The organism is Pseudomonas sp. D3-27, from assembly GCF_051132165.1.
Taxonomy (GTDB): domain Bacteria; phylum Pseudomonadota; class Gammaproteobacteria; order Pseudomonadales; family Pseudomonadaceae; genus Aquipseudomonas.
The window spans coordinates 314,597-341,165 of record NZ_CP071667.1 but is presented as its reverse complement, the minus strand read 5'-3'; the positions used below and the strand labels follow the sequence as shown (position 1 = coordinate 341,165).

The following is a 26,569-nucleotide window of genomic DNA, read 5'->3' as shown; positions in this document are numbered from 1 at the left end:
GACCCGCCGTCCAAGCACAAGCTTATGGCCGGCTATCAGGGCGGGGCATGCTCGTTGACCCGTTGACTCTCACACCTACACTTATCGGCCATCACTCCCAAAGGAATAGCCCTGATGAAAGCCGTGCTGTGCAAAGAATTCGGTCCCGCCGAATCGCTGGTGCTGGAAGACGTCGCCAGCCCTGTCGCAAAGAAGAATGAAGTGTTGCTGGATGTGCACGCCGCCGGGGTGAATTTTCCTGACACGCTGATCATCGAGGGCAAATACCAGTTCAAGCCGCCCTTCCCGTTTTCCCCGGGTGGCGAAGCGGCCGGGGTCATCAGCGAAGTAGGGGAAAAGGTCAGCCACCTGAAAGTTGGTGATCGGGTCATGGCCCTGACCGGCTGGGGCAGCTTCGCCGAGCAAGTAGCGGTACCGGGCTACAACGTGCTGCCGATTCCCTCCGCCATGGATTTCAACACCGCGGCCGCGTTCAGCATGACCTACGGCACGTCGATGCACGCCCTCAAGCAGCGCGCCAACCTGAAGCCCGGAGAAACCCTGCTGGTGCTCGGTGCATCCGGCGGGGTCGGCCTGGCGGCGGTGGAAATCGGCAAGGCCATGGGTGCGCGAGTCATCGCGGCCGCCAGCAGCGCGGAAAAACTCGCCGTGGCAAAGGCCGCCGGTGCTGACGAGTTGATCAACTACAACGAAACCAGCCTGAAGGACGAAATCAAGCGCCTCACCGACGGCCAGGGCGCCGATGTCATCTACGACCCGGTGGGCGGCGACCTGTTCGACCAGGCCGTGCGCGCCATCGCCTGGAACGGCCGGTTGTTGGTGGTTGGCTTTGCCAGCGGGCGCATTCCCGAGCTGCCGGTGAACTTGGCCTTGCTCAAGGGCGCCTCGGTGGTCGGTGTGTTCTGGGGCTCCTTCGCCCAGCGCCAGCCCCAGGACAACGCCGCCAACTTCCAGCAGCTGTTCGGCTGGTTCGCCGAAGGCAAGCTCAAGCCGCTGGTGTCGCAGGTCTACCCGCTGGACGATGCCGCCCAGGCGATCAATGACTTGGGGCAGCGCAAGGCGGTCGGCAAGGTGGTGGTGCAGGTTCGCTGATTGGCCGCGATTCTGTTTCATCTGTACCGGGTCGAAGCCCTACGACCCGGCTTCGCCATTCCCGCAACGCCCTTCATTTATATCTGAGCGACATGTTCATAAAAGAACATGCCAAATCCAGCATTTCCACTGTTTTGCTGATTCGAACCAATGCTATTTTCGGTAACGAAACTGTAACATTCGCATCCGCAGTCAAAACAAGAATTCTGGAGCACTTGAATGTTTGCTTTCTTTCGACCCGCCGCACATCAGGCAACCCTGCCTGAAGAAAAAATAGACAGCACCTACCGACGCCTTCGCTGGCAGATCTTCGCGGGGATTTTCATCGGCTATGCCGGTTACTACCTGCTGCGCAAGAACTTCTCCCTGGCCATGCCCTACCTCATCGACGAGGGCTACTCCCGTGGCCAACTCGGCCTGGCCATGTCGGCCATCGCGATTGCCTATGGCTTGTCGAAGTTCTTGATGGGCCTGGTGTCCGACCGCTCGAACCCCCGCTATTTCCTGCCATTCGGCTTGCTGGTATCAGCCGGCGTGATGTTCATTTTCGGTTTTGCGCCCTGGGCGACGTCCAGCGTGACGATCATGTTCATCCTGCTGTTCATCAACGGCTGGGCACAAGGCATGGGCTGGCCGCCGAGCGGACGGACCATGGTGCACTGGTGGTCGCAGAAGGAACGCGGCGGCGTAGTGTCGGTGTGGAACGTGGCGCACAACGTCGGCGGCGGCCTTATCGGCCCGTTGTTCCTGCTGGGCATGGGCTGGTTCAATGACTGGCATGCGGCATTCTATGTGCCCGCTACCGTAGCACTTGCCGTTGCGGTGTTTGCCTTCGCGACCATGCGCGACACCCCGCAATCGGTGGGCCTGCCGCCGATCGAGAAGTACAAGGACGATTATCCGGAAGGCTACGACGACAGCCACGAAAAGGAATTCAGCGCCAAGGAAATTTTCGTCAAGTACGTGCTGCGCAACAAGATGCTCTGGTACATCGCCATGGCTAACGTCTTCGTCTACCTGCTGCGCTACGGGGTGCTGGACTGGGCACCGACCTACCTCAAGGAAGCCAAGGGCTTCACGGTGGACAAGAGCTCCTGGGCCTATTTCTTCTACGAGTGGGCGGGCATTCCCGGCACGCTGCTGTGTGGCTGGATGTCGGACAAGATCTTCCGTGGCAATCGTGGCCTGACCGGCATGGTATTCATGGCCCTGGTGACCGTGGCCACCCTGGTGTACTGGCTGAACCCGGCCGGCAACCCGACCGTCGATATGATTGCCCTGGTATCCATCGGCTTCCTGATCTATGGCCCAGTCATGCTGATCGGCTTGCAGGCATTGGAACTGGCGCCGAAAAAAGCCGCCGGCACCGCCGCCGGTTTCACCGGCCTGTTCGGGTACCTGGGTGGTTCGGTCGCGGCCAGCGCCGCCATGGGCTATACCGTCGACCATTTCGGCTGGGACGGCGGTTTTGTACTGCTGGTCGGCGCTTGTCTGCTGGCGATGGCGTTCCTTGCGCCAACCTTGTGGCACAAGCAGATCGCCAGTCAGAGCCGCGAAGCGGTCGCCTGATCCCACATTGATTGGCAGCGCTTGAGCCGCGCCTCCAGGTTCCGGTCTGGCATGGCGTGGCTGCGCAGGGCGTGTACGGTCTGCTCGACATAATCGCGAGTGGTGCCGTAACGCCCGCAAGCGCTTTCAAAGACCTGGCTCAGCACATGGTCCGGCAGGTTGCCGGCATAGCTGGGCAGGTGTCGCTCCAGCACGAAGCCCAGGGCTTGCACCCGATTGCCACCCTCGAGACGGCAACTGAGCCAGTGCGGGCGATAGGACGGCACCGGCATTTCCCGCTGCCACAACGCGAACAGCGAATCCTCGAGGTTTTCCTCCGGCAGCCGGTAGGCGAAACCGCTGCACGAACCGCCGCGATCCAGTCCGAACACCAACCCTGGCAACTCCGGAGTGCCGCGATGTTCGTGGGACCACAGGTATAAACCGCGATGGTAGCCATGGACCCGACCGCGCACGCGCTCCACCGCCGTGCATTCCGGCCGCCAGATCAATGAACCGTACGCGAACAACCAGACCGGACCGCCCTGGTGGAGACTCATGGTCAATCGCATCGAGGCGAGTAGTTGTTCATGGGTCAGCTGCGCACCCAGCTCGAGTCGTGGCGGGTACAAGGCGCAGGTAATGGCGGATTCGATAGCGGTCATGGCCGTTAGCGGTTGGCTTCTCAGAAAATAAAGGGACGCCAGTGTGTTGACGTTCGTGAGGAGCGAGGCAAGTTAAATGCCAGCCCGACGCTATATACGTTATCGGTATCTGGCCGGCCAACTAAATACCGAAGCGCAATATATGAAGTTATATCGAGGGCGGTCAGGGCTTTTGTGGCGAGGGAGCTTGTTCCCGCTCGGTTGCGCAGCGACCGCCTCTTTTGGGACTGCTTCGCCCGAGGCGTCGGACCGGTCCAGCGGGAGCAAGCTCCCTCGCCACAACGGCACAGCTCAAGGCTCGGTTGGGTCAAGCCCTTGGCGCATACGCAAACACATCGGCGCGCATCTGGTGAGCGTCCATGCCGGCTTCCACCAGGGCGTCGAGGGTGGCATAGATCATGGCCGGCGAGCCGCTGGCGTAGACGTGCACACCAGAAAGGTCGCTGATGTCCTCACACACCGCCTCATGGAGCATCCCGCAGCGCCCTTCCCAGCCACACAAGTCGCTGACGACTTTATGCAGGAACAGGTTCGGCAGTTTTTTCCATTCGTCCCAATGCTCGATTTCGTAGAAATCTTCCGGTCGCCGTACGCCCCAATACAGATGCACCGGGTGCTTGAAGCCCGCCGCGCGGCAGTGCTCGATCAAGCTGTGCATCTGCGCCATGCCGGTCCCGGCAGCGATCAGCACGAGCGGACCGTCAGGAAGCTCGGACAGGTGGGTGTCGCCAAACGGCATCTCGATGCGCACATTGGGGTTGCGCTGCAGTTGCTCCAGGAGCTTTTGCGCACTGCTTTCGCGCACCAGCACGTGTAGTTGCAGGTCGCGCCCCGAGTGCGGCGCCGAAGCGAGGGAGAAGGCTGATTTTTCACCGTTGTCGCGCTCGATCAACAGGTATTGCCCGGCGTGGTAGCGCGGCGGTTTGCCCGCTGGCGCGCGCAAGCGTACCCGCCAGACGTCGCCGCCCACTTCAACGCATTCGCTGACCTGGCACGCCAGGTTGCGCACCGGCAGCTCGCCCGGTGCCAACACGCCATCCCACAACACCACGCAGTCCTCCAGCGGCTCGGCGATGCACGTGAAGATCTCGCCATGGTCACGCACTTCACCGGCCTGCTCCACGCGACCTTCCACCAACAATGCGCCACAGACATGGCAGTTGCCATTACGACAGCTTTGGGGGCAGTCGTAGCCCAGACGCCGCGCGCCGTCGAGAATCCGCTCGGCCGGCTGTATCTCCAGCACCGCGCCGGAAGGCTGCAAGGTTACACGCATCAATCTATTCCTAACTGATTCCAAATGGCATCGATCCGTTGGGTAACGGCTTCATCCTTGACGATAACCCGACCCCACTCGCGGGTGGTTTCACCGGGCCATTTATGCGTGGCATCGAGCCCCATCTTCGACCCGAGGCCGGATACCGGCGAGGCGAAGTCGAGGTAGTCGATCGGCGTGTTCTCGATCATCACCGTGTCGCGCTTGGGGTCCATGCGCGTCGTGATGGCCCAGATCACGTCGTTCCAATCCCGTGCGTTGATATCGTCGTCGGTGACGATAACGAACTTGGTGTACATGAACTGTCGTAAAAACGACCAGACGCCCAGCATCACTCGCTTGGCGTGCCCAGGATACGACTTCTTCATCGTCACCACGGCCATGCGATAGGAACAACCTTCGGGCGGCAAGTAGAAATCGGTGATTTCCGGAAACTGCTTCTGCAGGATCGGCACGAACACTTCGTTCAGCGCCACGCCAAGAATCGCCGGCTCATCAGGCGGACGACCGGTGTAGGTGCTGTGGTAGATCGGTTTGATCCGGTGAGTGATGCGCTCGACAGTGAACACCGGGAAGCTGTCTACCTCGTTGTAATAACCGGTGTGATCGCCGTAGGGACCTTCATCGGCCATTTCGCCGGGGTGGATCACGCCTTCAAGGATGATTTCTGCGGTGGCCGGCACTTGCAAATCGTTGCCCCGGCACTTCACCAGCTCCGTACGGTTGCCGCGCAACAGGCCGGCAAACGCATATTCGGAGAGGCTGTCGGGCACGGGCGTGACAGCGCCGAGGATGGTCGCCGGATCGGCGCCCAACGCGACCGACACCGGGAATGGCTGGCCGGGATGCTTTTCGCACCACTCCCGATAATCCAGCGCGCCGCCCCGATGGCTCAGCCAACGCATGATGACCTTGTTGCGGCCAATCACCTGCTGACGGTAGATACCCAGGTTCTGACGGTCCTTGTTCGGGCCTTTGGTGACGGTCAGGCCCCAGGTGATCAGCGGCCCGACGTCGCCCGGCCAGCAGGTCTGCACCGGAAGCATGGCCAGGTCGACATCGTCACCCTCGATCACCACTTCCTGGCAGACCGCGTCCTTGACCACCTTCGGTGCCATGGAAATGATCTTGCGGAAAATCGGCAGCTTGGACCAAGCGTCCTTCAGCCCTTTCGGCGGCTCGGGCTCCTTGAGGAACGCCAGCAGCTTGCCAATCTCGCGCAGCTCGCTGACCGCCTCGGCGCCCATGCCCAGGGCCACGCGCTCCGGCGTGCCAAACAGGTTGCCCAGCACCGGAATGTCATAACCCGTGGGGTTTTCAAACAGCAGCGCCGGGCCTTTTGCGCGCAGGGTGCGGTCGCAGACCTCGGTCATTTCCAGGACGGGTGACACCGGCACCTGGATGCGCTTGAGTTCGCCGCGCTGTTCCAGACCGCTGATAAAGTCGCGCAAGTCGCGATACTGCATGCAAAAGCCTCATGGTGTCCGTGGCGTTCGGGGGCCCGAGTTTAACGCCGCCCGTCCAGAATAGTGAATGCACGGACAGCAAAAAGCCGGGTTTCCCCGGCTCTTGCTGGCCTGCTCGATTTACTTGCGTTTCATCGACAGGAAGAACTCATCGTTGGTCTTGGTCGTTTTCAGCTTGTCGACCAGGAACTCGATGGCCGCGACTTCATCCATCGGATGCAGCAGCTTGCGCAGGATCCACATGCGCTGCAACTCGTCATCGGCCGTCAGCAATTCTTCGCGACGGGTACCGGAACGGTTGATGTTGATGGCCGGGAATACACGTTTCTCGGCGATGCGACGGTCCAGGGGCAGTTCCATGTTACCGGTACCCTTGAACTCTTCGTAGATCACTTCGTCCATCTTCGAGCCGGTTTCGACCAGCGCGGTGGCGATGATGGTCAGCGAGCCGCCTTCTTCGATGTTCCGCGCGGCGCCAAAGAAACGCTTCGGCTTTTCCAGGGCATGGGCATCGACACCACCGGTCAGTACCTTGCCGGAACTCGGGATGACGGTGTTGTAGGCACGGGCCAGACGGGTGATGGAGTCGAGCAGAATCACCACGTCCTTCTTGTGCTCGACCAGGCGCTTGGCCTTCTCGATCACCATTTCGGCAACCTGCACGTGACGGGTCGGCGGCTCGTCGAACGTCGAGGCAACCACTTCGCCGCGCACGGTGCGCTGCATCTCGGTCACTTCTTCCGGACGCTCATCGATCAGCAACACGATCAGGTGGACTTCAGGGTTGTTACGGGCGATGTTGGCCGCGATGTTCTGCAGCATGATCGTCTTGCCCGCCTTCGGCGGCGCCACGATCAGGCCACGCTGGCCCTTGCCGATAGGTGCGCACAGGTCGATGACACGACCGGTGAGGTCTTCGGTGGAACCGTTGCCGGCTTCCATCTTCATGCGCACGGTCGGGAACAGCGGAGTCAGGTTCTCGAAGAGAATCTTGTTCTTCGCGTTTTCCGGACGGTCGAAGTTGATGGTGTCGACCTTGAGCAGTGCGAAGTAACGCTCGCCTTCCTTAGGAGGGCGGATCTTGCCAACGATGGTGTCACCGGTGCGCAAGTTGAAGCGACGGATCTGGCTCGGCGAGACGTAGATATCGTCCGGGCCGGCGAGATAGGAAGCGTCTGCGGAGCGGAGGAAGCCGAAGCCGTCCTGGAGAATCTCCAGCACGCCATCACCGGAGATTTCCTCGCCGCTTTTCGCGTGCTTCTTGAGCAGGGAGAAAATCACGTCCTGCTTGCGCGAACGGGCCATATTTTCTATGCCCATCTGTTCGGCCAATTCGAGCAGTTCGGTAATCGGCTTTTGCTTGAGTTCAGTCAGATTCATATAGGAATGACGTAATCATTTATGGAGGGGAAAATTAAGCTTTTGGCTTAATGAGGCCGCGCCGCGGAGAAGGCGACAGGATCGCGTACTTATTCGAAAGGAGAGCGTCGGCGACGGCTTGCAGGGGGCAATGGAGAAACCAGTGCGGGGCCGAATGTAACACCTGGATTTGCGAGCGTCTAGCCCCGGATAACGAAAAAGCCCCGCGATTTGCGGGGCTTTTGGCAAGGCATTCGACGCTTAGATGTTGGCGTCGAGGAACGCGGCCAGTTGCGACTTCGACAGCGCGCCGACCTTGGTGGCTTCGACGTTGCCGTTCTTGAACAGCATCAGGGTCGGAATACCACGCACGCCATGCTTGGCCGGGGTTTCCTGGTTTTCGTCGATGTTCAGCTTGGCAACGGTCAGCTTGCCCTTGTAGGTCTCGGCAATTTCGTCCAGGACCGGAGCGATCATTTTGCAAGGACCGCACCACTCAGCCCAATAGTCGACCAGCACTGCGCCTTCGGCTTTGAGTACGTCAGCTTCGAAGCTAGCGTCGCTAACGTGTTTGATCAGATCGCTGCTCATGGAAATCTCCGGGGTAATCAGCAAAAAAACGTGGCCCATCATAGCTGCCCTTCCCAGGTTCAGGAAGCCGCAGTTGATTGAGTCTCCCTATGGTGACCGATGGGTTTACGTATGGCCCACGTCAGGAAGCGGTCGGGGCGATAAAGGAAATACCGGTGCGCAACGCAGCATTACGTACATGTTCTTGCATGGTTTTGTGCGCCGAAACCGATGCGCGACGGGCCAGGGCGCGAAGGATCTTGCGGTGTTCCTGCCACGTTTCCATCGCCCGCTCCGCCCTGATGAACGGTAGCTTCTGACTCTCAAGGAAGATATCGGCGCTGGCGGTGAGAATGCTCAACATCGCCTGGTTGCCGCTGGCCAGCAGAATGCGCCGGTGAAATTCGAAATCCAGTTGTGCCGCTGCGTCGAACTCCCCGGCCTTCAATTCGCGGCGCATGGCCTCGACGTTGTCATCCAGTGCGTCGAGTTCATCGGCGCTCAACGTCACGGCCGCCAATCCGGCCGCGAAACCTTCAAGGGCATAGCGCAGCTGGAAGATATCCACCGGCGAGGCCTGGGCGGCGAACGGCCAGCGCGCTGTCGAGTCGTCGCGCGCGACCTGCGCTGCTCCCTGGACGAAAACGCCCCTACCCGGTTGGACGCTGATCAACCCCAGGGCGCTCAACGATGACAGCGCCTCGCGCAGAGACGCCCGGCTGACGCCCAGTTGCAAGGCCAGGTCCCGTTGAGAGGGCAGCGCATCGCCCGGGCCGAAGCCTTCGTCGACGATGAGTTTGCGGATGGCTTGCAGCGCCACTTCAGGCACGGCACGAGCGATGGAATTCATGGTTTTCCAGACAACCCGGACGAATGAGCGGCTAGTTGTAAAGCTATTCGAAGCCCCCGGCAAGTCGTGCCCCAGCGGGGTTCGGCCGCCCGACGCGACGCTCGATAACGGTGCGAAAAACCACCCAACTGTTCAGACCAGTCAGACCGACCGGTGCCTGCAAAACCGTGGCTTTGGCGGACCGACGCCCGGTTTGGCATGCCCTGTGCTGTGTCCGATCGGAGAAATCACACCATCGACCGCGGAGATTCACCATGATCCAGCGTTGCAGCGTCCTGCTCACTGCCCTGTTTGCCAGCCTGATGCTTTGCCAATTGCCCGCCCACGCCGATGGCCTGGAAGACGTGGTAAAACGCGGCACGCTCAAGGTCGCGGTGCCCCAGGATTTTCCACCGTTCGGTTCGGTCGGCCCGGACATGAAGCCGCGCGGCCTGGATATCGACACGGCGAAACTGCTGGCCGACCAGCTCAAGGTCAAACTGGAATTGACGCCGGTCAACAGCACCAACCGCATCCCTTTCCTGACCACAGGCAAGGTCGACCTGGTGATTTCCAGCCTGGGCAAGAATCCGGAGCGTGAAAAGGTCATCGACTTCTCCAGCGCCTATGCGCCCTTCTACCTCGCCGTGTTCGGCCCGCCCGATGCCGCAATCACCGGCCTGGACGACCTCAAGGGCAAGACCATCAGCGTCACCCGTGGCGCTATCGAGGACATCGAGTTGACCAAGGTCGCCCCCGAAGGCGCCACCATCAAGCGTTTCGAAGACAACAACTCGACGATCGCCGCCTACCTGGCCGGTCAGGTGGACCTGATCGCCAGCGGCAACGTGGTGATGGTCGCCATCAGCGAGCGCAACCCCAAGCGCGTCCCGGCGCTGAAAGTGAAACTCAAGGATTCTCCGGTCTACGTGGGCGTGAACAAGAACGAGCCGGCGTTGCTGGACAAGGTCAACCAGATTCTCGCCACCGCCAAGACGGACGGAAGCCTGGAAAAGAACGCGCAGACCTGGCTCAAGCAACCGCTGCCGGCCGACCTCTGATCGTCGCTTGAGAGGCTGAGCATGGCTTACCAGTTCGATTTTCTGCCGGTGGTGCAAAACACCGAGCTGCTGTTGCGCGGTGCGCTGTTCACCGTGGAACTGACAGCCATCGGCGCGTTGCTCGGGGTTGGCCTGGGCATCGTCGGCGCGGTGGTGCGGGCGTGGAATATCCGTCCGTTCGCGGCGATCTTTGGCGTGTACGTGGAGCTGATCCGCAACACGCCGTTCCTGGTCCAACTGTTTTTCATCTTCTTCGGCTTGCCGTCCCTTGGCTTGCAGATTTCCGAGTGGCAAGCGGCGGTGCTGGCGATGGTGATCAACCTGGGGGCGTATTCCACCGAGATCATCCGGGCCGGTATCCAGGCCATTGCACGAGGGCAACTGGAAGCCGCCGCGGCGTTGGCGATGAGCCGCTTCGAAGCGTTCCGCCACGTGGTGCTGCTGCCGGCGCTGGGCAAGGTCTGGCCGGCCTTGAGCAGCCAGATCATCATCGTGATGCTCGGCTCGGCGGTCTGTTCGCAGATCGCCACCGAAGAGCTGAGTTTCGCCGCCAACTTCATCCAATCGCGCAATTTCCGCGCCTTTGAAACCTACGCACTGACGACGCTGATCTACCTGTGCATGGCACTGCTGATCCGCCAGTTCCTGAATTGGGTCGGGCGTCGCTACATCGCCAGGAGCAGCCAATGAGCGATTTCACGTTCTGGGACGTGGTGCGCAACCTGCTCACCGGCCTGCAATGGACTCTGGCGCTTTCGCTGGTGGCGTTTATCGGCGGTGGTGTGGTCGGCTTGTTGGTGATGGTGCTGCGCATCTCCAAACGCGCCCTGCCCCGCAACATTGCCCGCACGTATATCGAGCTGTTCCAAGGCACGCCGCTGTTGATGCAGCTGTTTTTGGTGTTCTTCGGCGTGGCCCTGGCCGGGGTGGAGATTTCGCCGTGGATGGCGGCGGCGATTGCCCTGACGCTGTTCACCAGCGCTTACCTGGCGGAGATCTGGCGCGGTTGTGTCGACTCGATTGCCAACGGCCAATGGGAAGCCTCCGCGAGCCTGGCCCTCAACCCGTTGGAGCAGTTGCGCTACGTGATCCTGCCCCAGGCCCTGCGCATCGCCGTGGCGCCGACCGTGGGCTTTTCCGTGCAGGTGGTCAAGGGCACGGCCGTGACGTCGATCATCGGTTTTACCGAACTGACCAAGACCGGCGGCATGCTCGCCAACGCCACGTTCGAGCCGTTCATGGTGTATGGCCTGGTCGCCCTCGGTTATTTCCTCCTTTGCTACCCCCTGTCCCTCAGCGCGCGCTACCTGGAAAGGAGACTGCATGCCTCTGCTTAGAATTTCCGCCCTGCATAAATACTACGGCGATCACCATGTGCTCAAAGGCATCGACCTGAGTATCGAAGAAGGCCAGGTGGTGGCGATCATCGGTCGCAGCGGCTCGGGCAAATCCACCCTGCTGCGCACCCTCAATGGCCTGGAATCGATCAACGATGGCGTGATCGAAGTGGACGGCGAATACCTCGACGCGGCCCGCGCCGACCTGCGCAGCCTGCGGCAGAAAGTCGGGATGGTGTTCCAGCAGTTCAATCTGTTCCCGCACCTGACCGTCGGCGAAAACGTCATGCTCGCGCCGCAGGTTGTACAAAAAGTGCCCAAGGCCAAGGCGGTGGAACTGGCCCGCCAGATGCTCGAACGGGTCGGGCTCGGCGAAAAATTCGACGCCTTCCCCGACCGCTTGTCTGGCGGGCAGCAGCAACGGGTGGCGATCGCCCGTGCCTTGGCGATGTCGCCGAAAGTCTTGCTTTGCGATGAAATCACCTCGGCGCTGGACCCAGAGCTGGTCAACGAAGTGCTCAGCGTAGTGCGGCAACTGGCCAAGGAAGGCATGACACTGATCATGGTCACCCATGAAATGCGTTTCGCCCGGGAAGTGGGCGACAAACTGGTGTTCATGCACCAGGGCAAGGTGCACGAGGTGGGTGATCCCAAGCTGCTGTTCGCCGATCCGCAGACGGCGGAGCTGGCGAACTTCATCGGGACGGTGGAGCCTGCCTGATTTTTGCTGCCAAAGAACACTCTGTGAACGGCTCTGGATCAAGGGTTTGGATCAGGTGCGTTGGCGTAGGCGGTCGATCGTGGCAGGATGGCAAGGTTATCGACCGAGACTCTCTGACCATGCCGCCATCCCAAGCCAAGAATCTGTCCCTGATCGCCGCTATCGACCTGGGCTCCAACAGCTTCCATATGGTCGTCGCGAAGGCCCAGAACGGGGAAATCCGCATTCTTGAGCGGCTCGGTGAAAAGGTTCAGCTGGCCGCCGGGATCGACGAAGAACGCAGGTTGAGCGAGGAGTCCATCCAACGCGGGCTCGATTGCCTCAAGCGATTCGCCCAGTTGATCAACGGCATGCCGTTGGGCGCGGTGCGGATCGTGGGTACCAACGCCCTGCGCGAGGCGCGCAACCGTGGCGAGTTCATCCATCGCGCCGAAGCGATCCTCGGCCATCCGGTGGAAGTCATTTCCGGCCGTGAAGAGGCCCGCCTGATCTACCTCGGCGTTTCCCACACCCTGGCTGACACCCCCGGCAAACGCCTGGTGGCGGACATTGGCGGTGGCAGCACCGAGTTCATAATCGGCCAGCGCTTCGAACCGCTGTTGCGCGAAAGCCTCCAGATGGGTTGCGTCAGCTACACCCAGCGTTATTTCCGCGACGGCAAGATCACCCCGGCCCGCTATGCCCAGGCGTACACCGCAGCTCGCCTGGAAATCATGAGCATCGAACATGCCTTGCACCGGTTGACCTGGGACGAAGCCATCGGCTCCTCGGGGACCATCCGCGCCATCGGCCTGGCGCTCAAGGCTGGCGGCCACGGCACCGGTGAAGTCAACGCCGAGGGCCTGGCCTGGCTCAAGCGCAAGGTGTTCAAGCTTGGCGATTCGGACAAGATCGACTTCGAGGGCATCAAGCCTGATCGCCGGGCGATTTTCCCGGCGGGCCTTGCGATCCTCGAGGCGATCTTCGACGCGCTCGAATTGCAACGCATGGACCATTGCGAAGGCGCCCTGCGTGAGGGCGTGCTCTACGACTTGCTCGGGCGGCATCATCACGAAGACGTGCGCGAACGCACCCTGGGCTCGCTCATGGAGCGTTATCACGTCGACCAGGAGCAGGCGGCGCGGGTCGAGCGCAAGGCGCTGCATGCCTTCGACCAGGTGGCCGACGATTGGGACCTGAACGACGGCGTTTGGCGCGAACTGCTGGGTTGGGCCGCCAAGGTGCATGAAGTGGGCCTGGACATCGCCCACTACCATTACCACAAGCACGGCGCCTACCTGATCGAGCACTCCGATCTGGCGGGTTTCTCACGCGAAGACCAGCAAATGCTGGCGCTATTGGTACGTGGTCATCGACGCAATATTCCCAAGGACAAATTCGCCGAATTCGGCAATGACGGCATCAAGCTGATTCGCCTGTGCGTGCTGTTGCGCTTCGCGATCCTGTTCCACCACATCCGCGGCACCCAGCAAATGCCCCAGGTTACCCTGCACGCCGACGGCGATCAGTTGGATGTGATATTCCCCGAAGGCTGGCTGGACGAGAACCAACTGACCCAGGCGGACTTTGCCCAGGAAGCCGAATGGCTGACGCGGGTGGGGATTTTGCTGAACATTCACTGATCGGCACACAGCAAGCTCCCCCGTGGCGAGGGAGCTTGCTCCCGCTCGGCTGCGCAGCAGCCGCAGGATCTGCCTGAAATGGAATTTTTCCTGACCCACCGAGCTGAATGGCTTCGGGGCTGCTTCACGCAGCCCAGCGGGAGCAAGCTCCCTCGCCACGAAAAACCAATCTACTCCGGGCTTTAACTAACCGCCAACACCGGGCTGCTCAAGCGCTCCAGCAAAGTCGCCTGGGCGCTGCGCGGGTTCTGGTTGCCGGTCGGTGTGTTGCGGATGTAGCGACCGTCCGACTGCAAGCTCCAGCTGTGAGTGTTGTCGGTGAGGTAACTCTCCAGCTCTTTCTTGACCCGCAGGATCAGCTTCTTGCCCTCCACCGGGAAGCAGGTCTCGACGCGCTTGTCGAGGTTGCGCTCCATCCAGTCGGCACTGGAAAGAAACATCTGCTCCTCGCCACCATTGAGGAAATAGAACACCCGCGTGTGCTCCAGGAAACGCCCGATGATCGAGCGCACGTGGATGTTATGGGACACCCCCGGGATACCCGGCCGCAGGCAGCACATGCCACGCACCACCAGGTCGATGCGCACGCCCGACTGGCTGGCCTTGTACAACGCACGGATGACTTTCGGATCGGTCAACGAGTTGAACTTGGCGATGATGTGCGCAGGCTTGCCGTCCAGGGCGAACTGGGTTTCCCGGGCGATCATGTCGAGCATGCCCTTCTTGAGGGTGAACGGTGCATGCAGCAGCTTCTTCATCCGCAACGTCTTGCCCATGCCGATCAACTGGCTGAACAACTTGCCGACGTCTTCACACAAGGCGTCGTCGGACGTCAGCAAGCTGTAGTCGGTGTACAGGCGGGCGTTGGCCGCGTGGTAGTTGCCGGTGCCCAAGTGGGCGTAGCGCACGATCTCGCCGGCCTCGCGCCGCAGGATGAGCATCATCTTGGCGTGGGTCTTGAAGCCCACCACGCCGTAAATCACCACCGCACCGGCCGCTTGCAGACGGCTGGCCAGTTGCAGGTTGGACTCTTCATCGAAGCGCGCGCGCAATTCGATCACCGCCGTGACCTCCTTGCCGTTTCGCGCCGCGTCCACCAGGGCATCGACGATCTCGGAGTTGGCGCCACTGCGGTACAGCGTCTGGCGCACCGCCAGGACATGTGGATCCTTGGCGGCCTGGCGCAGCAAGTCGACCACCGGGGTGAACGACTCGAAGGGGTGCAACAGCAGGATGTCCTGCTTGCTGACGACACTGAAAATGTTTTCGCTGTTTTGCAGCAGTTTCGGGATCTGCGGTGTAAACGGCGAATATTGCAGCTCCGGATGGCTGTCCAGGCCGGTGATGCTGAACAGCCGCGTCAGGTTCACCGGACCATTGACCTGGTACAGCTCGGTCTCATGCAGGTTGAACTGCTTGAGCAGGTAGTCGGACAGGTGTTTCGGACAGGTATCGGCCACTTCCAGGCGCACCGCATCGCCATAGCGACGGGAGAACAACTCGCCGCGCAGGGCGCGGGCCAGGTCTTCTACATCCTCGGTGTCCACCGACAGGTCGGCGTTGCGGGTCAGGCGGAATTGGTAGCAGCCCTTCACCTTCATGCCCTGGAACAGGTCATCGGCGTGGGCGTGGATCATCGACGACAGGAACACATAGTTGTCGCCCGGGCCGCCGACGTCTTCCGGGACGCGGATGATCCGCGGCAGCAGGCGTGGCGCCGGAATGATCGCCAGGCCGGAATCACGGCCAAAGGCGTCGATGCCTTCCAGCTCGACGATGAAGTTCAGGCTCTTGTTCACCAGCAATGGGAACGGGTGAGTCGGGTCGAGGCCGATCGGGGTGATGATCGGAGCGATTTCGTCACGGAAGTAACGGCGTACCCAGGTCTTGAGCTTGGTGGTCCAGTAGCGGCGACGGATGAAGCGCACCTGGTGCTTTTCCAGCTCCGGCAACAGGATGTCGTTGAGGATCGCGTACTGGCGATCGACATGACCGTGCACCAGTTCGCTGATGCGTGCCAGGGCCTGGTGCGGTTGCAGGCCGTCGGCACCGGCCTGCTCGCGGGCGAAGGTGATCTGCTTTTTCAGCCCGGCGACGCGAATCTCGAAGAACTCGTCCAGGTTGCTGGAGAAGATCAGCAGGAATTTCAGCCGCTCCAGCAGTGGGTAGGACTCATCCAGCGCCTGTTCAAGGACGCGGATGTTGAATTGCAGTTGCGACAGCTCACGATGGATGTACAGACTGCTGTCATCCAGGTTGGGCACCGCAATCGCCGGCGCTGGGGCCGGCTCGGGCGCCGCAGCGGGGGCCGGTTCCAGCTCCGGTGGCGTTTCGGCGACTGGCTCGACCACGGGCTGAGCGTCTTTTACGGCAACTTCTGTGAGTCCTTCGGTATTCATCGCAAGTTCCTGGGAGGCTATTTCTGCTCTCGTAACAATTGGGCGGCGCGCACGGCAAAGTACGTCAGGATGCCATCAGCACCCGCGCGCTTGAAAGCGGTCAGGGATTCGAGAATCACCCCTTCGCTCAGCCAGCCGTTCTGGATCGCCGCCATGTGCATCGCATACTCGCCGCTGACCTGATAAACAAAGGTCGGCACTTTGAATTCATCCTTTACCCGACAGAGAATGTCGAGGTAAGGCATCCCCGGCTTGACCATGACCATGTCTGCCCCTTCTGACAAGTCGGCAGCCACTTCGTGCAGGGCTTCGTGGGCATTGGCCGGGTCCATCTGATAGGAGGCCTTGTTGGCCTTGCCCAGGTTCAGGGCCGAGCCGACCGCGTCGCGGAACGGGCCGTAATAGGCGCTGGCGTACTTGGCCGAGTAGGCCATGATGCGCACATTGACATGCCCGGCCACTTCCAAGGCTTCGCGAATTGCCTGGATCCGGCCGTCCATCATGTCCGACGGCGCCACCACCTGGGCACCGGCCTCGGCGTGGGACAGCGCCTGCCTGACCAGCGCATCGACGGTGATGTCGTTCTGCACATAGCCTTCTTCGTCGAGAATGCCGTCCTGCCCGTGGGTGGTGAACGGGTCCAGCGCCACGTCGGTAATCACCCCCAGCTCCGGGAAACGTGCGCGCAGGGCACGGGTCGCGCGCTGTGCGATGCCCTCGGGGTTCCACGCTTCGGCGGCATCCAGGGATTTCAGGCCCGGCGGCGTGACAGGAAACAGTGCCAACGCCGGGATACCCAGCTCGACCCACTCGGCCGCCGCTTCCAGCAACAGGTCGATAGTCAGGCGCTCCACGCCTGGCATCGAGGCCACCGCCTCACGGCGATTCTCGCCGTCCAGCACGAACACCGGCAGGATCAGGTCGTCGGTGGTCAGCACGTTTTCGCGCACGAGCCGACGAGAAAACTCATCCCGGCGATTGCGACGCAGGCGAGTGGCGGGAAACAGACGGTTGGCGGGGGTAAAGCTCACGGCAGACTCCTGAGCCCGCAAAAACGGGCGAGCGTGACAGTTATAAGCGGCCATTATGACGAACACATGACAGTTGTGCTAAAGCGTGACCGGTAGTCGCAGTCATTGTCTTCTGTAGGAAATGTTCACGTCGAGACACATTTCGATACTTTCCTGAATGTGCCTGAAGGGTTAGGCTGCGCGTTCATTTCGCCAGCACCCAGACAATGCTCCAACAATTTCTCCACGACTTCGGCTACCTGGCCCTGTTCATCGGCACGTTCTTCGAAGGTGAAACCATCCTCGTGCTCGCAGGTTTCCTGGCGTTCCGTGGCTACATGGACATCAACCTGGTGGTCGTCGTGGCGTTTTGCGGCAGCTACGCCGGTGACCAGCTGTGGTATTTCCTGGGGCGCAAGCACGGTCGCAAGCTGCTGGCGCGCAAACCGCGTTGGCAGTTGATGGGTGACCGGGCGCTGGAGCACATCCGCCGGCATCCGGACATCTGGGTCCTGAGCTTCCGCTTCGTCTATGGCCTGCGCACCGTGATGCCAGTGGCGATCGGCTTGTCAGGCTATCCACCGGGCCGCTATCTGTTGCTCAACGGTATCGGTGCGGCGATCTGGGCCACGGCGCTGGCTGCCGCCGCGTATCACTTTGGCGCGGTGCTCGAAGGCATGCTGGGCAGTATCAAGAAATACGAACTGTGGGTACTCGGCGCCCTGCTGTTGCTGGGCTTGGGCCTGTGGCTGCGCCGTCGCATCAAAAATGCCCGGCTGGCCAGGAAAAATCTCGAGACCGAGCGACAGGAACAAGCCAGGGCCAGCGAATCTACGCCAGGCGAGTGAGTCGGTTGCGACAGCAGTAAAGCCCGATGCCACTGACCAGGCTGTAGCTCAACAACCCCACCCAAGCCACCGGGCTCGCTGGCCACAACCCTGCCACCGGCGCCAACCCTACCAGCGGCAGGTTCGCCGCCAGCCGCAGCAGCTCCAGCTTCAGCGCCCAAGGGCGATTCTCAAGGGCCACGCCCAAGGCAAACAGCCCCAACGCAATCGCCCCCCAGCCCAATACCAGGGCGGCAACCGGCAGGCTGTTTTCAAGGTTCATCAGATAGCTGCCCAAGGCGATGTAGATACAGAACTGCAGCGCCACATACCACCGCTGGCGTGCGTCCAGCGGCACTTCGAATTTGCGGAATTGCGACAGGTCAGGCTTGTTCAGCGGGTATCTGGCGGCCACATCGGCCGGGCGCCAACCGGTGGGCATGAACCAGATCCGCAGCTTGTCCCACCAGCGCTCGGCCCGCCGGGCATCAGCCCAGAGCTGCCCATAGAACTGCACGTTCGCCCACAACGGATTCCAGCTCGCCAGCGGCGTAGTCACGCCAAACACCACCGGCTCATCCTCGTCCTCTTCCTGGAAGGTGCCAAACAGACGGTCCCAAATAATGAACACGCCGCCGTAGTTGCGATCCATGTAGAGAGGGTTCTGCGCATGGTGGGCACGATGATTGGACGGCGTGACGAAGCACCATTCCAGCCAGCCGAGCTTTGGAATGTGTTGGGTGTGGACCCAGAACTGATACAGCAGGTTCAGCGCCGCGACGCTAACGAACACCACCAGCGGCACGCCCAGGATCGCCAGCGGCAGATAGAAAATCCAGCTCAGCAGAAAGCCTGTGCTGGTCTGGCGCAAGGCGGTGGAGAGGTTGTAATCCTCGCTCTGGTGATGCACCGAATGAGCGGCCCAGAGGATATTGCGTTCATGGCCCATGCGGTGCAGCCAGTAGTAGCAGAAGTCATAGAAGACGAAGGCAGCCACCCAGGTCCAGGCCTGGTCAGCCGGCAGTTGGAAGATTGCCAGGTGCTCCAGTGCAAAGGCATAGGTGACCAAGCCGACACCTTTGGTCAGCAGCCCGGTGGTGGTCGACAGCACGCCGGTACTCAGGCTGTTGATGGCGTCCGCCAGCCGATAATGGCTCACGCCGCGCCAACGATCGGCGAGCAACTCGACGGCGATCAACACGAAGAAAAACGGCACGGCATACAGAATGAAATTCATGATGCGACCCGGGCAGGCAAGGCAAGGAAGATAGTCGGCAGATTAGGTGTAGCTGCCCGAGACCCCTATGGCAACGAGTGACAAATTAGTAGACATTTAACGCCATGAATCTGGAGAAAAAGCCCATGAGCAAAAAAGTTGCAGTGATCCTTTCCGGCTGTGGCGTGTACGACGGCGCGGAGATTCACGAAAGCGTGATTACCTTGCTGCGTCTCGACCAGCGAGGCGCACAGGTCCAATGTTTCGCCCCGAACATTGCCCAGCTGCATGTCATCAACCATCTGACTGGCGAGGAAATGCCCGAAAGCCGCAACGTGCTGGTGGAGTCGGCGCGCATCGCCCGAGGCGATGTGAAAGACCTGCGCGAAGCCAAGGCCGAGGACTTTGACGCGCTGATCGTGCCCGGTGGTTTCGGCTCGGCGAAAAACCTGTCCAACTTCGCTGTCGAAGGGGCCGGTTGCGTCGTGCAGCCGGACGTCCTGGCGCTCACCGAGGCGTTCGCCGAAGCGGGGAAACCCGTGGGGCTGATGTGCATCTCACCGGCCCTGGCGGCGAAGATCTACGGCCCCGGCGTGACGTGCACCATCGGCACGGATGCCGATACCGCCGCAGCCGTGACCAAGATGGGCGGCACCCATGAAGAATGCCTGGTCACCGATATCGTCGAGGACACTGCGCGCAAACTCGTCAGCACACCCGCCTATATGCTGGCGAAGAACATCAGCGAGGCGGCTTCGGGGATCAACAAGCTGGTGGACCGGGTGTTAGAGTTGACCCACGAGAACGACGCCTGACGCCATTTCCTCTTTCCTGTGGGAGGGGGCCAGCATCAGGACAAGCGAGCCAACCGCGTCAATATCCGATCCAGCGCATTGGCGAAACCCTGCTTGTCCCGCTCGCTGTACGCCGCCGGCCCGCCGCCCACATGGCCCTGCTCACGCAAGTCGGTAAACAGGTTGCGCACCGCCAGTCGATCGCCCATGTTCTGCGCGTCGAATTCCTTGCCCCTCGGATCGAGGGCGGCGACGCCCTTCTTGACCAGGCGGTCCGCCAGCGGCACGTCGCTGCAGATGACCAACTCACCCGGGACGGCGTGCTCCACCAGGTAGTCATCCGCCGCATCAGGACCGCTTGGCACTACGATCAGCTTGACCAGGGCCAGGCCCGGCTTTATTTGCGGCTGCCCAGCGACCAGCACCACTTCGAACTGGCGCTTCAAGGCGAACTTGACCACCAGTTCCTTCGCGGCCTTGGGGCAGGCGTCAGCGTCGATCCATACGCGCATAAGTGGTTTCCTCTATCTAAAAAGCATCGCGAGCAAGCTCGCTCCCACAGAGACAGCCTACATCCTGCGGGAGCGAGCTTGCTCGCGATTATGAGCGCAGCGAATGCGGCCGTTCAGGAAACCTGGACCCGACGCTTCTCCGCCACCCAACTGCGCCCGTACAGTACGACGATCGCCAGGATCGCCACCACCTGGGCGGTCAGCGAATAAGCATCGGCATGAATGCCCAGCCAGTCGAACTCGAAGAATGCCACCGGCCGCGTGCCGAATATCCCGGCTTCCTGCAGCGCCTTCACGCCATGGCCAGCGAACACCACCGACAGCGCACAAAGCAACGCGGCGTTGATGCTGAAGAACAGCGCCAGGGGCAGTTTCGCAGAGCCCCGCAAGATCACCCAGGCCAACCCGACCAGCAACACCAGCGCCGTGGCGCCGCCAGCCAATACGGCGTCATGACCGGCGGGACCGGCCTGCAACCACAGGGTCTCGTAGAACAGGATCACTTCGAACAATTCGCGATAGACCGAGAAAAACGCCAGGATCGCGAATCCGAAACGGCCACCGCCGCCCACCAGGCTGCTTTTGATGTAGTCCTGCCAGGCCGCTGCGTGACGCCGGTCATGCATCCAGACACCCAGCCACAACACCATCACGCTGGCGAACAACGCGGTGGCGCCTTCGAGCAACTCACGCTGGGCGCCGCTGACGTCGATCACATAGGCGGCCAGCCCCCACGTCGCCAGGCCGGCGAGCAATGCCAGCCCCCAGCCGATGTTGACGCTGCGAACCGCCGACTGCTGGCCGGTGTTGCGCAAGAATGCCAGGATAGCCGCGAGCACCAGGATCGCTTCCAACCCCTCGCGCAACAGGATCAGCAGGCCAGAGATGTAGCTCAACGACCAGCTCAAGCCATCGCCACCCAACAGGCCGGCGGATTCCTTCAACTTGGCCTTCGCCGCGTCCAGGCGTTGTTGGGCCTGGTCCACTGGCAAGCCATCCTGTAAAGACTGACGGAAAGCCATCAACGCCTTTTCGGTGTCCTTGCGCACATTGGCGTCGACGTTATCGAGCGAACTCTCCACCAGCTCGAAGCCTTCCAGGTAAGCCGCGACCGAAAGGTCGTAGGCCTGGTCATGATCACCGGCGCGATACGCCGCGATGCTTTTGTCCAACGTCGTGGCGGTGTAGTCGAGCAACTGCGCCGGGCCGCGCTGCACTTGCGGCGGCTGGGCACGTTGGGCGCGAAACGTCGCTGCTGCCGCGGGCCCTTGGGCAGCCAGGATTTCGGCCGGAGTCTGGCGGGCCAGATCGGCCAGATTGTAGGTCAGCTCGCTTTTTGTCGCGGCCGGGTCGGCGCTGAAGCTGGCAATGTAAGTTGCCAGGTCCCAGCGCTGGCGGTCGTCGAGCAGGTCGGCGAAAGCTGGCATGTCCGTGCCCTCGACGCCCATGTCCAGGGTGTTGTAGATCGCGTAGAGGCTCAGGCGATCCAGGCGCTGGCCATCACGCAGGTTCGCCGGTGGCGGCTCCAGGCCGACGCCGGCCGGACCATCGCCAGCACCGGTGTCACCATGGCAAACCGAGCAATTCTGCGCGTACAACGGCGCACCGCGCGCCGGATCCGGGGTAATGATCGGCGCTTGGCTGACTTCGTACGCCACCGCCAGCCTTGCCCCCAACTGCCGAGCCAGGCGGGCGACGTCGTCGCCGTCCCGGCGTTCGGTGATAGCCCCGCGCAACGTGCCGATGCCTTGGGTCAACTCAGCCTTTTCCGGCTTGGCCGGCAGCGCAGCAATCAACCCCTCCAACACTTGGGTGAACTCCAGTTGCTCGCGGTATTCCGAATCGTCGATGACTTTTCCCGCTTCGACAGTCGCTGGGTAATCCGCCCCGATGTAATCAAGCAGGTGCAAGGCCTGGGGAGCGCCTTCAGTGGTATCGGCCAGCAGATCGGCGCTGCACAGCGCCAACAACGGCAGCGCTAGCCAAGCCAGGAAACGAAACGGGGCAGGCATGAATGACTCTCGGTTGGAAATAAGAAGTAACATATTGTTCACTTCCAATGCGCTTGGCTCAAGTACCGATGTGTTTTCCACGCACATTTTCATCGGATCTTCATGGTTTGGAAGTGACATCACAAAAACATCATTTGGCGATTAAAAAGCCACTACGCGGTCAATCCTCCTGTTTATAATGCGCCGCCCTCTTATTTGTTGAAGGCATAAGAGCTCCTCTGTCCATGAGGAACCGACGGCGCTCCCGTGCCCCGTTCGTGGATCGCCCCAGCCCGACCCGCACACCTGGCTGATATTCAGGGAAGAAGTGTTCATGGCATCCCGTGCCTGTTTTCCGGTCGCCCTCTGCGCGATCACTCTGCTGTCCGGCTGCTCGGCCTTTCGCAACTACGACAGTGAATTGGCCCAGACCAATCAGCAATTGGCCTCCGGCAATGTCGACGCGGCGCTGGCCCTGCTGGAGAAGAACAACTCCAGCCAAGATAAAGACCTGCTGTATTTCTTCGAGAAGGGCGAGTTGCTGCGGGCCAAGGGTGACCTCTCCGGCAGCCAGGCGGCCTGGGGCAGCGCAGACCAGCAGGTTGGCCAATGGGAAGACGCGGTCAAGCTCGACACCGCCAAGTACCTGGCGCGGTTCGGCAGCTTCCTGGTCAACGACAAGGTCCGGCGCTACGAGGGTTATGACTATGAGAAGGTCATGCTCACCACGCAGATGGCCTTGAACCTGCTGGCGGTGAATGACTTCGACGGCGCACGGATGCAGATCAAAAAGACCCACGAGCGCGAAGCGGTGATTGCCGACCTGCGGGACAAGGAATATCTCAAGCGTGAAGAGGACGCCGAAAAGCAAGGAGTCCAGACCGAATACAAGGACCTCAAGGGTTACCCGGTTGCCAGCCTGGACGCACCGGAAGTGGTCAGCCTGAAAAACAGTTACCAGAGCGCGTTCAGCCATTACCTGGCGGGCTTCGTGTACGAGGCGTTGGGCGAAAAAGACCTGGCCGCGCCGGGTTACCGTAAAGCCGCCGAACTGCGCCCCAATACCCCACTGCTGGAGCAGGCGCTGCTCAATCTCGACAAGCCCGCCGCCAAGGACGACGACAGCGATATCCTGATCGTGGTGCAGAGCGGGCTGGCGCCCTCCCGGGATTCGATCCGTATCCCGCTGCCCCTGCCCATCAGCGGCAACGTGGTTATCACGCCGTTGTCATTCCCGCTGATCAAGCCGGACACGTCCACCGCCACCTTCGCCCAGATCGGCGTCGACGGCCGGCAACTGGACCTGACCTCACTCAACAGCACCACGGCCATGTCGCGCCGCGCCCTGCGCGATGACATGCCGGGGATCATCCTGCGTACCACCGTACGCGCGGTGAGCCGTGGCGTGGCGCAAAAGCAGATCAACGAAACCAATCCCCTGGCCGGCCTGGCCGTGGGCATTACCTCGGCCGTGCTTGAAGGGGCCGACACCCGGACCTGGCGCACCCTGCCGGATTACACCCAGGTGGTGCGCCTGCGCCTGAAAAAAGGCGAGCACCAGGTCACCTTGCCAAGCGTGGTCGGCGGCTCGGTGGTGAAGGTCAAGGTCGATCAGCGTTACCAGGTCATCACCCTGCGGGCGGTGGGCAACCAGGTGTTCGCCGGCGGCCTGGCGGCCCAGGTAATCCCGAGCGCCAATCCCACCGCCATCGCCCTCAAGCAACCTTAAGAACGGAGTCTTGTTCACATGCGTTTAAAACTGATCGCCGTCGGCGCCCTGGCCTTGCTGGCCGGCTGCGCCACCCCACCGCCACCGGAGCCGGGCAGCGCCGCCAGCAAGGTCGTGGCAATGGGCAAGACCAAGAACATCGTGGTGGGCGCCATGCGCGTCGCTCGGGAAAACGGCTACATGACCGTCAATGTGCAGCTGAGCAACACCAGTTTCAACAACAAGAACATGTATTACCGCTTCGCCTGGCTGGGACCGGAAGGCTTCCCCATCGCCGAGGAAGAAAGCTGGAAAAGCCTGACGCTGTACGGCGAACAGACCCGCTTCCTGCCGGCCATCGCACCGACACCCAAGGCGGTGGATTTCCGACTGGAAATCAACACCCCGTGAGGTGCTGAAACCTGTGGGAACGAGCTTGCTCGCTCCCACACCAGCCCCCGAGTGATGCCTGATCCCTTTATTCAGCTTTGAGAGCAACCCCTATGTTCCTACGCATTTCCTCCCTTGCCCTCGCCGCCCTGCTCGTCAGCGGCTGTGCGAACAACTCACCGGTCCTGGGCAACAAGAACATCAGCTATGGCGACACCAAGGCCGTGGAAACCGTCACCAACGAATTCGGCTCCACCGATCTGCAAATGATCGCCGAATCCATGACCCGCTCCCTCGCCCAGTCCGGCGTGCTGCAGGGTCGCCCAGTGGTCCAGGTCTATGACGTGAAGAACAAGACCAGCGAGTACATCGATACCCGGGAAATCACTACCAGCATCAAGACCCAACTCATGAAGACTGGCGCGGCGCGCTTCGCCAGCGACAACAACGCCATGGACAGCCAGGTCGACCAGCTGAAGTTGCAGAACCAGAGCGGCCTGTACAAAAAGAGCACCGTGGCCAAGACCGGCAACATGATCGCCGCCAAATATCGTATCGAGGGCTCCATCAGCTCGATCGTCAAGCGCAGCGAAGATTACAAGGACGTGTTCTACAAGTTCAGCCTGCAACTGATCGACGTCGAAAGCGGCCTGGCCGAATGGATGGACGAAAAAGAAATCCGCAAGACCACGGAGCGTTAAGCCATGCGCACATGGATCGCAATGATGGCCCTGGCTTGCGCATTCACTGCGCAAGCGGCCCCAAAAGTCGCGGTGACGGATCTGGCGTACCAAGAACGCGTCGAGGAATACATCCACTCGGTTTCGGCCCAAAGCAACTTCCAGGCAAGCCCGTACAGCGCCAGCGCGTCGTCGAGCTACGACGAGATGGAGGCCACCAGCAGTTACATCGAGCAGGGTGAGCTGCGCAAGTTCACCGGTGATATCAAGGGCGAGATGCTGCGCAGCGGCATGTTCCAGCTGGTGCAGGGTACGCCGTATACCGCGTCGTCCAAGGGCGACGTATACGACGTTATCAAGCGTATCAAGGCGGGGAACTTCAAGGGGGCCGACTACGTGCTGTTCGGCACTGTGTCAGACATCGACTTCACCCGCGACATCAATGAGCTTGGCACTGCCGACAGCTACTCGGCGGTGCTGGCCCTGACGTTGGTGGCGGATTTCAGCCTGATCAACACCAAGACCTTTGAAATCACCTCGGCCTTCACCGCCATGGGCGAAGGCCAGGACACCAAGCTACTGAACCACCGTGACGTGCGCATCAGCCTCAATCGTCCGCGGGTCGTGCGTGAAGTGTCCAAGGCGCTGGGGGAGGATGTGGCACGGCAGTTGAGCGAACAGCTCGGCGGCCCGATCCAGGAGCAAGCCGGCGAACCTGTGCAGCGCAACAATCTGCCGAGGGACACGGCGCCAGTGACCCTGCGCTGATCCTCAGTCGGGTAACTGATTTTGGGGTGAGGGGATGGCTCCCCTCACCCCATTGGTTTACACCGCAGCCTTGCGGATCGTCGCCAGCAAACCCGCCGCGCCAATGAACAATCCGGCAAAGGTCCGGTTCATCCGCCGTTGCTGCTTAGGGGTACGCAACAGGCGCAACACCTTGGACGCCAGTCCGGTGTACCCGGCCATGACAATCAGATCGACGCAAATCATCGTCACGCCAAGGATCAGGTATTGCTTGACCAAAGGTGCATGGGGATCGATGAACTGTGGCAGCACGGCGAGCATGAACACCAGGGCCTTGGGGTTGCTGATGTTGACCAGAAAGCCGCGAAACACCAGCGCCAAGGGCTTGCCGATGGGGCGCACCGCCGCGTCGTCGCTGAGGTCGCCGGGGACGGCCCGCCACTGCTTGACGCCCAGGTAGACCAGGTACGCCACGCCGAACCACTTGATTGCATAGAAGGCGGTTGCCGACGCGGTGAGGATCGCGCCCACGCCTGCCGCGACAATTGCGATTTGCAGCGCCAGGCCCAATTGCAGGCCCAAGGCGTTCCAATAACCGCGCCAGAAGCCGTATTGCAAGCCACTGGACATCGATGCAATGGCACCGGCGCCCGGCGAAAGACTGATGACCCAGCAAGCGGCGAAAAACGCCAGCCACGTTTCCAGCAACATTGCACACCTCGGCTCAGATCCATCGAAACGACTAAGCT

General features: G+C 61.3%; 25 protein-coding genes. 13 read left to right on the top strand and 12 right to left on the bottom strand.

All coding sequences use genetic code 11. The features are described 5' to 3' along the window. Positions 1-114: 114 nt before the first annotated feature. Together J3P92_RS01535 and glpT are read left to right on the top strand one after the other, a co-directional pair. Positions 115-1,092 (top strand): NADPH:quinone oxidoreductase family protein, encoded by a 978-nt coding sequence (locus J3P92_RS01535; protein ID WP_420765110.1) that lies wholly within the window; start codon positions 115-117, stop codon positions 1,090-1,092. A gap of 219 nt (positions 1,093-1,311) precedes the next feature. Continuing rightward, positions 1,312-2,661 carry a glycerol-3-phosphate transporter gene (glpT, locus tag J3P92_RS01530; RefSeq protein WP_434649711.1) on the top strand — a complete coding sequence of 450 codons (1,350 nt, stop codon included), beginning with the start codon at positions 1,312-1,314 and terminating at the stop codon, positions 2,659-2,661. Here the strand turns inward: glpT and J3P92_RS01525 are convergent. From J3P92_RS01525 to J3P92_RS01500, 6 genes are all read right to left on the bottom strand, one after another. After that, positions 2,637-3,305, bottom strand: a complete 669-nt coding sequence (locus J3P92_RS01525; RefSeq protein ID WP_434561695.1) for a gamma-glutamylcyclotransferase — start codon at positions 3,303-3,305, stop codon at positions 2,637-2,639. The genes glpT and J3P92_RS01525 overlap by 25 nt on opposite strands. Before the next feature lie 307 nt (positions 3,306-3,612). Beyond that, the gene (locus J3P92_RS01520; protein WP_434561693.1) at positions 3,613-4,581 is read right to left on the bottom strand and encodes a CDP-6-deoxy-delta-3,4-glucoseen reductase; all 969 of its coding nucleotides are present in this window, start codon (positions 4,579-4,581) and stop codon (positions 3,613-3,615) included. After that, complete coding sequence (gene ubiD / locus J3P92_RS01515; protein WP_420765114.1) at positions 4,581-6,047, bottom strand: 4-hydroxy-3-polyprenylbenzoate decarboxylase; 1,467 nt, start codon at positions 6,045-6,047, stop codon at positions 4,581-4,583. Before ubiD ends, J3P92_RS01520 begins: the two co-directional genes overlap by 1 nt. Positions 6,048-6,167: 120 nt before the next feature. Further along, positions 6,168-7,427 (bottom strand): transcription termination factor Rho, encoded by a 1,260-nt coding sequence (gene rho / locus J3P92_RS01510; protein ID WP_003206716.1) that lies wholly within the window; start codon positions 7,425-7,427, stop codon positions 6,168-6,170. 240 nt (positions 7,428-7,667) lie between these two features. Beyond that, positions 7,668-7,997, bottom strand: a complete 330-nt coding sequence (trxA, locus tag J3P92_RS01505) for a thioredoxin TrxA (RefSeq protein ID WP_003206727.1) — start codon at positions 7,995-7,997, stop codon at positions 7,668-7,670. Positions 7,998-8,118: 121 nt separating this feature from the next. After that, positions 8,119-8,826, bottom strand: a complete 708-nt coding sequence (locus J3P92_RS01500; protein ID WP_420765115.1) for a FadR/GntR family transcriptional regulator — start codon at positions 8,824-8,826, stop codon at positions 8,119-8,121. A gap of 254 nt (positions 8,827-9,080) precedes the next feature. Here J3P92_RS01500 and J3P92_RS01495 point away from each other — a divergent pair, with 254 nt between their 5' ends. The 5 genes from J3P92_RS01495 to ppx all read left to right on the top strand — a co-directional run bounded on the left by J3P92_RS01495 (position 9,081) and on the right by ppx (position 13,546). Beyond that, complete coding sequence (locus tag J3P92_RS01495) at positions 9,081-9,866, top strand: transporter substrate-binding domain-containing protein (RefSeq protein WP_434561687.1); 786 nt, start codon at positions 9,081-9,083, stop codon at positions 9,864-9,866. 21 nt (positions 9,867-9,887) lie between these two features. Further along, complete coding sequence (locus J3P92_RS01490) at positions 9,888-10,556, top strand: amino acid ABC transporter permease (RefSeq protein WP_420765117.1); 669 nt, start codon at positions 9,888-9,890, stop codon at positions 10,554-10,556. After that, complete coding sequence (locus tag J3P92_RS01485) at positions 10,553-11,203, top strand: amino acid ABC transporter permease (RefSeq protein ID WP_420765118.1); 651 nt, start codon at positions 10,553-10,555, stop codon at positions 11,201-11,203. Before J3P92_RS01490 ends, J3P92_RS01485 begins: the two co-directional genes overlap by 4 nt. After that, complete coding sequence (locus J3P92_RS01480; RefSeq protein ID WP_420765119.1) at positions 11,190-11,924, top strand: amino acid ABC transporter ATP-binding protein; 735 nt, start codon at positions 11,190-11,192, stop codon at positions 11,922-11,924. Before J3P92_RS01485 ends, J3P92_RS01480 begins: the two co-directional genes overlap by 14 nt. A 119-nt stretch (positions 11,925-12,043) precedes the next feature. Next, a complete protein-coding gene (gene ppx, locus J3P92_RS01475; RefSeq protein ID WP_434608934.1) occupies positions 12,044-13,546 on the top strand; it encodes an exopolyphosphatase in 1,503 nt (500 codons plus the stop codon). Between the two features lie 182 nt (positions 13,547-13,728). On the opposite strand, the gene ppk1 is transcribed toward ppx, so the two are convergent. After that, positions 13,729-15,945, bottom strand: a complete 2,217-nt coding sequence (gene ppk1 / locus J3P92_RS01470) for a polyphosphate kinase 1 (RefSeq protein ID WP_434649709.1) — start codon at positions 15,943-15,945, stop codon at positions 13,729-13,731. A gap of 17 nt (positions 15,946-15,962) precedes the next feature. Beyond that, positions 15,963-16,976, bottom strand: coding sequence for a porphobilinogen synthase (hemB, locus tag J3P92_RS01465; protein ID WP_420765122.1), 1,014 nt, complete (start codon positions 16,974-16,976; stop codon positions 15,963-15,965). A gap of 206 nt (positions 16,977-17,182) precedes the next feature. Here hemB and J3P92_RS01460 point away from each other — a divergent pair, with 206 nt between their 5' ends. After that, positions 17,183-17,803, top strand: coding sequence for a DedA family protein (locus J3P92_RS01460; protein ID WP_420765123.1), 621 nt, complete (start codon positions 17,183-17,185; stop codon positions 17,801-17,803). Here J3P92_RS01460 and J3P92_RS01455 read toward each other — a convergent pair. Then, entirely contained in the window at positions 17,787-19,019 is a 1,233-nt protein-coding gene (locus tag J3P92_RS01455; RefSeq protein ID WP_420765124.1) for a sterol desaturase family protein, read from the bottom strand. The genes J3P92_RS01460 and J3P92_RS01455 overlap by 17 nt on opposite strands. Before the next feature lie 125 nt (positions 19,020-19,144). Between J3P92_RS01455 and elbB the strand changes: the two genes are divergently transcribed. Further along, positions 19,145-19,813, top strand: a complete 669-nt coding sequence (elbB, locus tag J3P92_RS01450; RefSeq protein ID WP_434561681.1) for an isoprenoid biosynthesis glyoxalase ElbB — start codon at positions 19,145-19,147, stop codon at positions 19,811-19,813. 35 nt (positions 19,814-19,848) lie between these two features. Here elbB and J3P92_RS01445 read toward each other — a convergent pair whose 3' ends face one another. Next, on the bottom strand, positions 19,849-20,304 hold the full coding sequence (locus J3P92_RS01445; RefSeq protein WP_420765126.1) for a YaiI/YqxD family protein: 456 nt from the start codon (positions 20,302-20,304) through the stop codon (positions 19,849-19,851). Between the two features lie 113 nt (positions 20,305-20,417). Next, positions 20,418-22,316, bottom strand: a complete 1,899-nt coding sequence (locus J3P92_RS01440) for an FTR1 family protein (RefSeq protein WP_434649707.1) — start codon at positions 22,314-22,316, stop codon at positions 20,418-20,420. A gap of 313 nt (positions 22,317-22,629) precedes the next feature. Here J3P92_RS01440 and J3P92_RS01435 point away from each other — a divergent pair, with 313 nt between their 5' ends. The 4 genes from J3P92_RS01435 to J3P92_RS01420 all read left to right on the top strand — a co-directional run bounded on the left by J3P92_RS01435 (position 22,630) and on the right by J3P92_RS01420 (position 25,841). Continuing rightward, entirely contained in the window at positions 22,630-24,024 is a 1,395-nt protein-coding gene (locus J3P92_RS01435; protein ID WP_434649705.1) for a COG3014 family protein, read from the top strand. Positions 24,025-24,042: 18 nt separating this feature from the next. After that, on the top strand, positions 24,043-24,414 hold the full coding sequence (locus J3P92_RS01430) for a DUF1425 domain-containing protein (protein ID WP_420765129.1): 372 nt from the start codon (positions 24,043-24,045) through the stop codon (positions 24,412-24,414). A 92-nt stretch (positions 24,415-24,506) separates the two neighbouring features. Then, positions 24,507-25,094, top strand: coding sequence for a penicillin-binding protein activator LpoB (gene lpoB / locus J3P92_RS01425; protein WP_030138155.1), 588 nt, complete (start codon positions 24,507-24,509; stop codon positions 25,092-25,094). 3 nt (positions 25,095-25,097) lie between these two features. Beyond that, a complete protein-coding gene (locus tag J3P92_RS01420) occupies positions 25,098-25,841 on the top strand; it encodes a penicillin-binding protein activator LpoB (RefSeq protein ID WP_434649703.1) in 744 nt (247 codons plus the stop codon). A gap of 57 nt (positions 25,842-25,898) precedes the next feature. On the opposite strand, the gene rhtB is transcribed toward J3P92_RS01420, so the two are convergent. Then, positions 25,899-26,531, bottom strand: coding sequence for a homoserine/homoserine lactone efflux protein (gene rhtB, locus J3P92_RS01415; RefSeq protein ID WP_420765131.1), 633 nt, complete (start codon positions 26,529-26,531; stop codon positions 25,899-25,901). Positions 26,532-26,569: the final 38 nt, after the last annotated feature.

Coding starts and splice junctions, on each gene's coding strand:
- J3P92_RS01535 (WP_420765110.1), top strand. CDS start 115: ATGAAAGCCGTGCTGTGCAAAGAATTCGGTCCCGCCGAATCGCTGGTG.
- glpT (WP_434649711.1), top strand. CDS start 1,312: ATGTTTGCTTTCTTTCGACCCGCCGCACATCAGGCAACCCTGCCTGAA.
- J3P92_RS01525 (WP_434561695.1), bottom strand. CDS start 3,305: ATGACCGCTATCGAATCCGCCATTACCTGCGCCTTGTACCCGCCACGA.
- J3P92_RS01520 (WP_434561693.1), bottom strand. CDS start 4,581: ATGCGTGTAACCTTGCAGCCTTCCGGCGCGGTGCTGGAGATACAGCCG.
- ubiD (WP_420765114.1), bottom strand. CDS start 6,047: ATGCAGTATCGCGACTTGCGCGACTTTATCAGCGGTCTGGAACAGCGC.
- rho (WP_003206716.1), bottom strand. CDS start 7,427: ATGAATCTGACTGAACTCAAGCAAAAGCCGATTACCGAACTGCTCGAA.
- trxA (WP_003206727.1), bottom strand. CDS start 7,997: ATGAGCAGCGATCTGATCAAACACGTTAGCGACGCTAGCTTCGAAGCT.
- J3P92_RS01500 (WP_420765115.1), bottom strand. CDS start 8,826: ATGAATTCCATCGCTCGTGCCGTGCCTGAAGTGGCGCTGCAAGCCATC.
- J3P92_RS01495 (WP_434561687.1), top strand. CDS start 9,081: ATGATCCAGCGTTGCAGCGTCCTGCTCACTGCCCTGTTTGCCAGCCTG.
- J3P92_RS01490 (WP_420765117.1), top strand. CDS start 9,888: ATGGCTTACCAGTTCGATTTTCTGCCGGTGGTGCAAAACACCGAGCTG.
- J3P92_RS01485 (WP_420765118.1), top strand. CDS start 10,553: ATGAGCGATTTCACGTTCTGGGACGTGGTGCGCAACCTGCTCACCGGC.
- J3P92_RS01480 (WP_420765119.1), top strand. CDS start 11,190: ATGCCTCTGCTTAGAATTTCCGCCCTGCATAAATACTACGGCGATCAC.
- ppx (WP_434608934.1), top strand. CDS start 12,044: ATGCCGCCATCCCAAGCCAAGAATCTGTCCCTGATCGCCGCTATCGAC.
- ppk1 (WP_434649709.1), bottom strand. CDS start 15,945: ATGAATACCGAAGGACTCACAGAAGTTGCCGTAAAAGACGCTCAGCCC.
- J3P92_RS01460 (WP_420765123.1), top strand. CDS start 17,183: ATGCTCCAACAATTTCTCCACGACTTCGGCTACCTGGCCCTGTTCATC.
- J3P92_RS01455 (WP_420765124.1), bottom strand. CDS start 19,019: ATGAATTTCATTCTGTATGCCGTGCCGTTTTTCTTCGTGTTGATCGCC.
- elbB (WP_434561681.1), top strand. CDS start 19,145: ATGAGCAAAAAAGTTGCAGTGATCCTTTCCGGCTGTGGCGTGTACGAC.
- J3P92_RS01445 (WP_420765126.1), bottom strand. CDS start 20,304: ATGCGCGTATGGATCGACGCTGACGCCTGCCCCAAGGCCGCGAAGGAA.
- J3P92_RS01440 (WP_434649707.1), bottom strand. CDS start 22,316: ATGCCTGCCCCGTTTCGTTTCCTGGCTTGGCTAGCGCTGCCGTTGTTG.
- J3P92_RS01435 (WP_434649705.1), top strand. CDS start 22,630: ATGGCATCCCGTGCCTGTTTTCCGGTCGCCCTCTGCGCGATCACTCTG.
- J3P92_RS01430 (WP_420765129.1), top strand. CDS start 24,043: ATGCGTTTAAAACTGATCGCCGTCGGCGCCCTGGCCTTGCTGGCCGGC.
- lpoB (WP_030138155.1), top strand. CDS start 24,507: ATGTTCCTACGCATTTCCTCCCTTGCCCTCGCCGCCCTGCTCGTCAGC.
- J3P92_RS01420 (WP_434649703.1), top strand. CDS start 25,098: ATGCGCACATGGATCGCAATGATGGCCCTGGCTTGCGCATTCACTGCG.
- rhtB (WP_420765131.1), bottom strand. CDS start 26,531: ATGTTGCTGGAAACGTGGCTGGCGTTTTTCGCCGCTTGCTGGGTCATC.